Origin of the sequence: Enterovirga sp., assembly GCF_035325185.1 — a bacterium.
Taxonomy (GTDB): Bacteria; Pseudomonadota; Alphaproteobacteria; order Rhizobiales; family Beijerinckiaceae; genus Enterovirga.
In genome coordinates this window covers 1-7,858 of record NZ_DAOLAJ010000133.1, presented here as the reverse complement: position 1 = coordinate 7,858, position 7,858 = coordinate 1, and the positions used below count along the sequence as shown (strand labels likewise).

6 protein-coding genes are annotated in these 7,858 nt (G+C 71.5%); 5 read left to right on the top strand and 1 reads right to left on the bottom strand.

What is annotated here, in order from left to right:
- From PKD06_RS17640 to PKD06_RS17625, 4 genes are all read left to right on the top strand, one after another.
- Positions 1-1,331, top strand: a 1,331-nt coding sequence (locus PKD06_RS17640) for an AIR synthase-related protein (protein WP_324382426.1), incomplete at its 5' end; no start/stop codon positions are given.
- An 11-nt stretch (positions 1,332-1,342) separates the two neighbouring features.
- On the top strand, positions 1,343-1,579 hold the full coding sequence (locus PKD06_RS17635) for a BolA family transcriptional regulator (RefSeq protein ID WP_324382424.1): 237 nt from the start codon (positions 1,343-1,345) through the stop codon (positions 1,577-1,579).
- Between the two features lie 77 nt (positions 1,580-1,656).
- The gene (locus PKD06_RS17630) at positions 1,657-2,631 is read left to right on the top strand and encodes a D-2-hydroxyacid dehydrogenase (RefSeq protein WP_324382423.1); all 975 of its coding nucleotides are present in this window, start codon (positions 1,657-1,659) and stop codon (positions 2,629-2,631) included.
- Positions 2,632-2,707: 76 nt separating this feature from the next.
- Positions 2,708-6,823 (top strand): tetratricopeptide repeat protein, encoded by a 4,116-nt coding sequence (locus tag PKD06_RS17625; protein WP_324382421.1) that lies wholly within the window; start codon positions 2,708-2,710, stop codon positions 6,821-6,823.
- Positions 6,824-6,830: 7 nt separating this feature from the next.
- Here the strand turns inward: PKD06_RS17625 and thpR are convergent, their stop codons facing one another.
- Positions 6,831-7,394: an RNA 2',3'-cyclic phosphodiesterase gene (gene thpR / locus PKD06_RS17620; protein WP_324382419.1), complete on the bottom strand. Its 564-nt coding sequence runs from the start codon at positions 7,392-7,394 to the stop codon at positions 6,831-6,833.
- A 110-nt stretch (positions 7,395-7,504) separates the two neighbouring features.
- Here thpR and grxD point away from each other — a divergent pair, with 110 nt between their 5' ends.
- Positions 7,505-7,843, top strand: coding sequence for a Grx4 family monothiol glutaredoxin (grxD, locus tag PKD06_RS17615; RefSeq protein ID WP_324382417.1), 339 nt, complete (start codon positions 7,505-7,507; stop codon positions 7,841-7,843).
- Positions 7,844-7,858: the final 15 nt, after the last annotated feature.

Sequence of the window (7,858 nt, the reverse complement as noted above, 5' to 3'; positions counted from 1 at the left end):
CGGGCATGAGCGCCTACGAGATGATGCTCTCCGAGAGCCAGGAGCGCATGCTCATGGTGCTCGATCCCGGCCGGGAGGAGGATGCGGCCGCGATCTTCCGCAAATGGGGGCTCGATTTCGCGGTCATCGGCAAGACCACCGACACCTTGCGCTTCGTGGTCAGGCACGGCGGCGAGACGGTGGCCGACCTGCCGATCAAGGAGCTGGGCGACCTCGCCCCCGTCTATGACCGCCCCCACCTCGCCAATACCTTCCAGCCGCGGATCGAGGCGGCTGACGTCGTCCCGCCCATGCCGCATCGCGAGGCGCTGCTGAAGCTCGTCGGCTCGCCGGACGGCTGCTCGAAGCGCTGGGTCTGGGAACAATACGACCACCTCATTGGCGGCAACACGGTCGGCGGCCCCGGCGGCGACGCGGCCGTGGTGAGGGTGGAGGACGGGCCGAAGGGCCTCGCGCTCACGACCGACGTCACGCCCCGCTATTGCGAGGCCGATCCGGTCGAGGGCGGCCGGCAGGCCGTGGCGGAGGCCTGGCGCAACATCACGGCGGTCGGCGGCCTGCCGCTCGCCGTGACCGACAACCTCAATTTCGGCAACCCCGAGCGGCCCGAATATATGGGGCAGCTCGTCGGCTGCATCCGCGGCATCGGCGAGGCGTGCCGGGCGCTCGACTTCCCCGTCGTCTCCGGCAACGTCTCGCTCTACAACGAGACCAACGGGCGCGGCATCCTGCCGACGCCGACGATCGGCGGCGTCGGCCTCCTCGACGACGTGACGGTCCGCGCCTCCATCCCCTTCAAGCGGGAGGGCGAGGCGGTGCTGGTGCTGGGCGCGACCGCGGGCTGGCTCGGCCAGTCGCTCTATCTGCGCGACATCTGCGGCCGCGAGGGGGGCGCGCCGCCCCCGGTCGATCTCGCGGCCGAGCGCAAGGTCGGCGATTTCGTGCGCGGCCTGATCCGGGCCGGCAAGGTCGACACGGTCCACGACGTCTCCGACGGCGGCATCGCGATCGCGCTGGCCGAGATGGCGATGGCCGGCGGGATCGGGATCGAGCTTCGCGCGCGGGACATGCCGACCACCGTGCCGCTCCACGCCTTCCTGTTCGGCGAGGACCAGGGCCGCTATGTCGTCGCCTGCCGGAGCGAGGAGATGTTCGCCTTGCGCCAGGAGGCGACGGCGGCGGGCGTCCCGAGCTGGTATCTGGGCCTCACGGGAGGGGACGAGATCGTGCTCCCCGAGGAGGAGGGCCTCCCCGTGGCCGAGCTGCGGCGCGTCCATGAAGGTTGGCTGCCCGGTTACATGGACGGGAATGCGGCGTCCGAGGCGACTTGAGGAGAAGCGTCATGGCCATGGAAGCGGGCGAGATCGCGCGCATGATCAAGGCGGCCCTGCCGGATGCGGCGGTCGAGATCCGGGACCTCGCCGGGGACGGCAATCACTATGCCGCGACGGTGACCTCCGCCGCCTTCAAGGGGCTGCCGCGGGTGCGCCAGCATCAGCTCGTCTATGATGCGCTGGGTGGGCGGATGGGCGGGGTCCTCCACGCCCTGGCCCTGACCACGGTGGCGGCGCCCGACTAGGCCGACACGGTTCGTCGGGGATTGTTTCACGTGAAAATGCCCCGGTCCGGGGCATCGCCTTCCGTTGGAAGAGGCCCATGCTGCCCGATTCCCCCGTCATCTGCCTCGCCCATCCCGTCTATCGCCTGATGGACGCCTATGAGGGCCTGGAGGAGAGCCGCAGGCCGAAAGGCGCGGTCGTCATCCGGGAGACGACCAGGGAAGGTGTCGCCGCGCGGATCGGGGAGATCGACATCCTGGTCGCCTCCCTGCTCTGGGACAATGCCTTCCTGCCGCGCGCCGGCCGGCTGCGCCTCGTGCAATCGGTCTCGGCCGGAATCAACCAGTTCGACCTCGCGGCCTTCGGGACGCACGGGGTCCATCTCGCCAGCGCCCAGGGCGCGAACGAGCAGGCGGTGTCCGAGCACGCCCTCGCCATGATCCTCGCCCTCGCCCGCCGCCTTCCCGAGGCGCGCGACAACCAGGCGAAGCGCTTCTGGCGTCCCTACCAGGGCGACCACTCCCTTCGGGAGGACGTGATCGGCGGCAAGACGCTGGCCGTGGTCGGGCTCGGCCGGATCGGAGGCCGGATCGCGCGCCTCGCCAAGGCGTTCGGCATGCATGTGATCGGCCTGCGCCGCGACCCGTCGGCGGGGGCTGGGGACGCCGACGAGGTCGTGGCGGTGACGGATCTCCATGCCTGTCTCGCCCGCGCCGATTACGTCGTGCTGACCTGCCCCCTGACGCCGGAGACGCGCGGCCTCCTCGATGCGCGGGCGCTGGCCGCGATGAAGCCCGGCGCGGTGCTGGTGAACGTGGCGCGCGGCGGCTGCGTGGTCGAGGCGGATCTCGTCGCGGCCCTCCGCTCGGGCCGCCTCGGCGCGGCGGCCCTCGACGTGACGGCCGAGGAGCCGCTTCCCGCCTCCTCGCCCCTTTGGGAGATGCCGAACGTCCTGATCACGCCCCATGCGGCCGGCGAAACGCGGACCTACGAGGCAAGCGTCATCGAGCTTCTGGTCGAGAACGTCGCCCGCCTCCGGCGCGGGGAAAGGCTGGTCAACCAGATCGTCTGAGGCCCGGGGACTCGCGGGAGGGCAGCCCGCCGGATAGATGTCGGATGCGGCCCGGCCGCGATGCCGGACGAAGTGCATGACGACGCGCATCTTCCGCCTGTTCCTGTCCTCGCCCGGCGATGTCGCGGTCGAGCGGCGGCGCGTCGCGGCGGTGGTGAGCCGGCTGAACGGCGAATGCGCCGGACGTGCCCGGATCGACGTGATCCGCTGGGAGACCGAAGCCTACCAGGCGCACGCGACCTTCCAGACGCAGATTCCGCTCGCGGTCGAGTGCGACCTCGTCCTCACGCTCTTCAAATGGCGGCTCGGCACGGAGCTTCCGCCCGATTTTCCCGAGACTCTCGATTCGGGCGAGCCCTATCCGAGCGGAACGGCCTACGAGCTTCTCACCTCCGTCGAGGCGCGCCGGCGGGGGGCCGAGAGCCCCGATGTCTTCGTCTACCGCTATGGCGGCTCGGCGCCCCGCCCGGCGATCGACGATCCGGAACGCGAGCGGATCGCCCAGGAATGGGCGAGGCTGGAGGCGTTTTTCGCGCGCTGGTTCCTGACGCCCGAGGGACATTTCCGCGCCGCCTACCAAGTCTACGCCTCCGAGGACGATTTCGAAGCCCAGGTCGAGGCGCTGCTGCGGCGCTGGCTCACGGACAAGGTGGCGGCGGGGCGCATCCTCGCCTGGCCCGACGCGATCAAGGGCTCGCCCTATCCGGGGCTCGAATCCTACGGCTTCCGCCACGCGGCGGTCTTCTTCGGGCGCGGGCGGGACGTCTCGCGCGCGGTCGATCTCTGGCGCGAGAAGGCTGCCGATGGCGTGCCGTTCCTCCTCGTCGTCGGCGCCAGCGGCTCGGGCAAGTCCTCGCTCGTCAAGGCCGGCCTCGTGCCGCGCGTGACGACGCCGGGCGTGATCGAGAGCGTCGATCGCTGGCGCGTCGCCGCCTTCCGCCCCGCCGACGACCCGGAAGGCCCCGGTGCCGCGCTCGCAGCGGCGCTGTTCCTGTCCGAGCGGGACCTGCCCCTCCCGGAGGAGGGGCGCGGCCCCGCCCTGCCGGAACTCGCGGCAGAGGGGCTGTCGCCATCGTCTCTTGCGGCCTTGCTCGGCGCGGATGCGGCCTCCGCCGCCGGCCGCATCGTCGCGGTGCTCGACGGGCTCGGCCGTGAGGAGCAGGAGAGCGAGCGGCGGGGACGGCCCGTCCGCGTCGATCTCGTCCTCGTGGTGGACCAGCTCGACGAGCTGTTCGCGCCGACCCTTGCGGAGGAGCAGCGCGACGGCTTCGTCGCGGCCCTCTCCGCCCTCCTCGCGACGGGCCGGATCTGGATCGCGGCGACCCTGCGGGCCGATCTCTATGCGGCCATGCTGGCCCATCAGGGCCTCAAGGCGCTGAAGGAAACGGGGGCGAGCTACGACCTTGCGGCTCCCGGCGCGGCGGAACTGGCCGAGATCGTGAGGCGGCCCGCGGAGGCGGCGGACCTCGCCTTCGGCGCCGATCCCGTGACCGGCGAAGGCGTGGACGAGCGGCTGCTGCGGGAGGCCGAGCGGCCCGATATGCTGCCCCTGGTCCAGCTCGCTCTCGCGCGCCTCTACGAGGGGCGCCGAACGGAGCCGGCCGAGGACGGCCGCGAGCGGACCATTCTTCCCTTCGAGGTCTATGCCGGCCTCGGCGGGTTGACCGGGATCGTCGAGGAGGTCGGCGAGCGCGCTTTGGCGGGACTCGACGAGACGGCCTTGCGCGCCCTGCCGCGCCTCGTGCGGAGCCTCGCCCAGCTCGAACAGGAAGGGCCGCTCGCCGGCACGCTCACCCTCACCCCGGCCCCCCTCCCCGAGATCGCGCCGGACGAGCCGCGCCGGCGCCTCGTCGCGGCCCTGATCGCGAGCCGCCTGCTCACCGTGTCCGACGCGCAGGACGGCGCGCTCGTGCGCCTCGCCCACCAGCGCATCCTGGCGGACTGGGCGCGGGCGCGCGACATCGTGCAGGGAAGCGCCGATTTCTACCGTATTCGCGGGGAGATCGAGGCCCGCCGGCAGCGCTGGGAGGCGGCGCGCCGGGCGGATCTCCTCCTGCCCCGCGGCCTGCCGCTGGCGGAGGCGGAGAACATCGTCGCCCGCTACGGCGACGAGATTTCGCCCGAGACGCGAGCCTATGTGCGAGCCTCCCGCATCCGGGCGGGCCGGGCGATGATGCTGACGGGCGCCGCCGCAATCGTCTTTGCCCTGGTCGCGCTCGGCGCGCTCTTCCAGTGGAGCGTCGCGCGCGAGCAGACCGCCCTCGCGCTCCGCAATTTCGGCGTCGCCCGCGAGGCGGTGCGCGGCGTGATCTTCGACATCGTCCAGGGCCTCGGCGACGTCGCGGGAATGCGTGTCGATGCTCTGCGGAAGATCCTCTCGACCGCGCAGAACGCGAGCGACAAGCTCGCCACGACCGCGCCGGGCGATCCGGAATTGCTGCGGACGCGCGCGGCGATGTTCGACAATTTCGCCCGTATCTACGCGGCCGTGGGCGACCTCCCCGCCGCCCGCGCCGATGCCGACCGCGCCGTCGCGATCATGGAGGGCCTCGTGCGCACGCGGCCGGAGGATGTCCGGGTCGAAAGCGATCTCGGCGTCGTCACGGTGACGCGCGGGACGATCGACGACCAGGCCGGCGACGTCTCCGCCGCGCGCGGGCGCTTCGAGGAGGCCCTGAGGCTGGCCCGGATCGGGGCACAGCGGGGGGCGGACGACCCGGAACTGCGCCGCCGGGTCCTTGCGCCGCTGAACCGGCTCGGCGATGCTCGCCTCGCGCTCGGCGATTATTCGGGCGCCCGCGAGGCGTATCGCGAGCAGGTCGAGGTCGCCCGCCGGGAGGTCGCGGCCGACCCGCAGGACCAGGGCGGCAATTTGCGCAGCGCCCTGCAATCCGCCCTCTTCAATCTCGGCTATCTCGGCCTCGAAAGCGACGACCTGGATCTCGCCGCGCGATCCTACGAGGAGAGCTACGACATCGCCCGCAAGCTGGCCGAGGAGTTCCCGTCCAGCCACGTCATGCAGCGCGGCCTCTCCTCGATGCTCGACAATCTCGGCAATCTCGACCTCAAGCAGGGCCGCAAGCAGGAGGCGATGGCGCGCTACCGCGACTCGCTTGCGATCGAGCGGCGCCTCCTGCGGGACGATCCCCAGAATGCCGAGCGGCAGCGCACGGTCGCGATCGCGCTCGAATTCCTCGGCAACGGCGCCTGGGCCCTCTCCGACTGGGACGGGGCCCTCGGAGCCTATCAGGAGGAGCTGGACATCTTCCGCGCGCTCGTCGCCCGCAACTCGCTCGACATGCGCAACCAGCGCTCCCTCGCGGTGGCGCTCGCCAATGTCGCCGCCGTGAAGCGCCAGAAGGGGGACGAGGCGGGCGCGAGCGCGGCCTATCGGGAACGGCTTGAGATCGACCGCCGCCTCGCCGCGAGCCAGCCCGGCAATGCGGAGGCGAAGACCGATCTCGCCATCGCGCTCCGCGATATGGCGGAGACGCGGGAACTGGCGGGAGACGCGGCGGGCGGCATGACGTTGCGGAAGGAAGCGCTCGTCCTGGCGCGGTCGCTCGCGGGGATCGATTCGCACAACTACAAGCCCTTCTCCCTCCTCCAGGAGCTTCTGCGGGCCATGGCGCAGCTCCAGATGAAGGCCCAGGATGCGCCGGGGACGCTCGCGACCTTCGAGGAGGAGGCGGGCGTGCTGCGCCATATGCTGACGCTTCGTCCGGGCGATACGAGGCTTCGGATACAACTCGCGACCGGCCTGCTCCAGGTTGCGGTCTTCAGGGGATTCGCCGGCGACCGGGCCGGCTCGCGGGCGGCCTTCGAGGAATCGGCCGGCGTGCTCCGCGAGCTGACGGCGTCGGGCGATCCGCGCGGGGCGCGCTTCCTCGACTACCTGCTCGAGACCAGGGCCAGGATGAGCCTCGGCCTCGGCGACGAGGAGCAGGCGCGCGAAGCCTATCGCGCGCTTCTCGCGCTCCGTCGGGAGGGTTTCGCCAAGGAGCCCGGCGCCGCGGAGCGGGCCGCGCTCGCCTCCGTGCTCGCGGCCCTCGCCCGGCTCGCCGGCGACCGGGGCCTCGCGCAGGAGGCCGTGGACCTCGCCGACGGAGTGCCCGAGGGGGAGCGCCTGCCGGCGCTTCAAGCGGCGCGGCAGGAGGCGGAAACGGTTCTCCAGGGGAGCGGGAAGCCCTGATCGCGCTTCAGAACGGCGCCCTCTCTTCGGCCGTCGGCGCGAAAGGATAGGCCGCCTCGACGACATAAGGCCCGCCTCCGACCGAATCGCGCGAGGACATGAGCACGAAGCGCTCGGCCGTGAAGGAGAGGCGGGGGAAATGGCCCGCCCGCGCAATGAAGGCGGCGAGGTCGGAGGCCCGGACGCCGCGCAGGCGCGCGAGGGTCACGTGGGGCGTGAACTTGCGGGTTTCGGGCTCGAGCCCGAGTCGCCGCATCAGCTTCTCCTGCTCCGCCTGGAGGCGCGTCAGCTCGGGCGTCGGGACGATCCGCGCGAGGATCGCCCGCGGGCGATCGCCGCCGAAACTCGCGAGGGCGTCGATGGCGACGCCGAAGGCCGGGCGGGGCGGGATTTCGGCGAGGCCGGCGGCGACGTCCCGGGCCATGGCGTGGTCGATATCACCGATGAAGCGCAGTGTGACGTGGTAGTTCTCCGCATCGATCCAGCGCGCGCCCGGCAGGCCGCCCCGGTAGAGCGCGAGATCGCGCGCGAGCGCAGGCGGGACCTCGAGGGCCGTGAAGAGGCGGGGCATGGCCCCAGTCTGGGGCAGAGGGCGAACGGCCGCAATCCCGGCCCTCTTGCGGGAGGGAGCGGCTCGGGCGCATAGACGCTCGACGAGCCCGCGCCCGAAAGGAGCCCCCGATGTCCGACGTTCACAGCCAGATCGACAACGAGGTCAAGACGAACGACGTCGTCCTCTTCATGAAGGGGACGCCGCAATTTCCGATGTGCGGCTTCTCGGGCCAAGTCGTGCAGATCCTGAACTATGTCGGGGTGCCCTACAAGGGCATCAACGTCCTGGAGGACGAGGGCATCCGCAACGGGATCAAGGAATATTCCAACTGGCCGACCATCCCGCAGCTCTATGTGAAGGGCGAATTCATCGGCGGCTGCGACATCACCCGCGAGATGTTTCAGTCGGGCGAATTGCAGCAGCTCTTCGCCGAGAAGGGCATCGCGACGCCCAAGCCCGCGGCCTGATCCGGCTGTCATCCT